The organism is Leisingera sp. F5, from assembly GCF_001593695.1.
Map to the genome: position 1 here is coordinate 1 of NZ_LUKH01001204.1, position 1,195 is coordinate 1,195.

Annotated in this window: 1 protein-coding gene and 1 pseudogene; both read left to right on the forward strand. The window is 63.6% G+C overall.

The window, feature by feature from the left end:
* Positions 1-143 (forward strand): annotated as a pseudogene (locus A2I95_RS40145) (molecular chaperone DnaJ); the annotation flags it as partial.
* Between the two features lie 252 nt (positions 144-395).
* On the forward strand, positions 396-1,160 hold the full coding sequence (radC, locus tag A2I95_RS40150; RefSeq protein WP_291737911.1) for a DNA repair protein RadC: 765 nt from the start codon (positions 396-398) through the stop codon (positions 1,158-1,160).
* Positions 1,161-1,195: the final 35 nt, after the last annotated feature.

The following is a 1,195-nucleotide window of genomic DNA, read 5'->3' on the forward strand; positions in this document are numbered from 1 at the left end:
CGGTGGAAACCCCGGTCAACCTCACTGCCCGCCAGAAAGAGCTTCTGCGCGAGTTCGAGGAAATGTCCGAGGACAACACCAACCCCGAATCCCGCAGCTTCTTCTCTTCGGTGAAGAGCTTTTGGGATGGCATGAAGGGGTGAGCAAGCTCCCTGGAAACGCTCCGGGGGAGCGTTTCGCTTGCGAACGGGCGGAGCCCCGGCGCATTCCCGCAAACGTCACAGAAGAAAGCGCCCCTGCCCGGGGGCGCTTTTCTTTTTTCCTCGCTCTGCAGCCCTCTCCCCATGCCGCACCGCGGGGGTGTACAGGGGATGCACGCCGCTCACCCCCCAGTTGCCGCTCCTCTGCGGCGCCCCTTAACACTTCCTCAACCATGATGACGGCACCATGGCGCCATGGCACAGGACCCCTCATTCCAGGACGTCTCCCTGCCGCTGTTCCCCGGCAGCGACGAAACCCCTGCGGCCCCCCTGCCCCAAGGCCGCCTGCCCTCCTACATCAAGGACCACCGCTCCCGCCTACGCGAGCGATTCCTGCAGGGCGGTGCTGCCGCAATGCCGGACTACGAGCTGCTGGAACTGGTCCTGTTCCGCTCCATTCCGCGCCGCGACGTCAAACCTTTGGCCCGGCAACTGCTTGACACATTTGGGGATTTCAACCGCGTTGTAACGGCCTCTCCGGAACGGCTGGCCCAAGTCAGTGGCATCGGCGATGCGGTGATCACCGACCTTAAGGTACTGGAGGCCGCTGCCCACCGCATGGCCCGCGCCCGGGTGATGCAGCGCCAGGTGATCTCCAGCTGGGACGCGCTTCTGGACTACTGCCATACCACCATGGCGCACCGCGAAACCGAACAATTCCGCATCCTGTTTCTAGACCGCAAGAACGTGCTGATCGCCGACGAAGAACAGGCGCGAGGCACCGTCGACCATGTCCCGGTTTACCCCCGGGAAGTCGCCAAGCGGGCTCTCGAGATCAACGCTAGTGCTTTGATATTAGTTCATAACCACCCATCCGGCGACCCAACGCCTTCGGACAGCGACCTCAGTATGACCAATCAGATCCAGGCCGCCCTGACCGCCCTTGGCATCACCCTGCACGACCACTTGATTATCGGAAAATCCACCGAACTCAGCTTCCGCGCCCGCGGGCTTCTCTAGCGCTGCCGCAGCGCGCGCCAGCGCGCTGCCCGGCC

Bases quoted from the DNA above. Each gene is read 5' to 3' on its own strand.
- radC (WP_291737911.1), top strand. From the start codon at position 396: ATGGCACAGGACCCCTCATTCCAGGACGTCTCCCTGCCGCTGTTCCCC.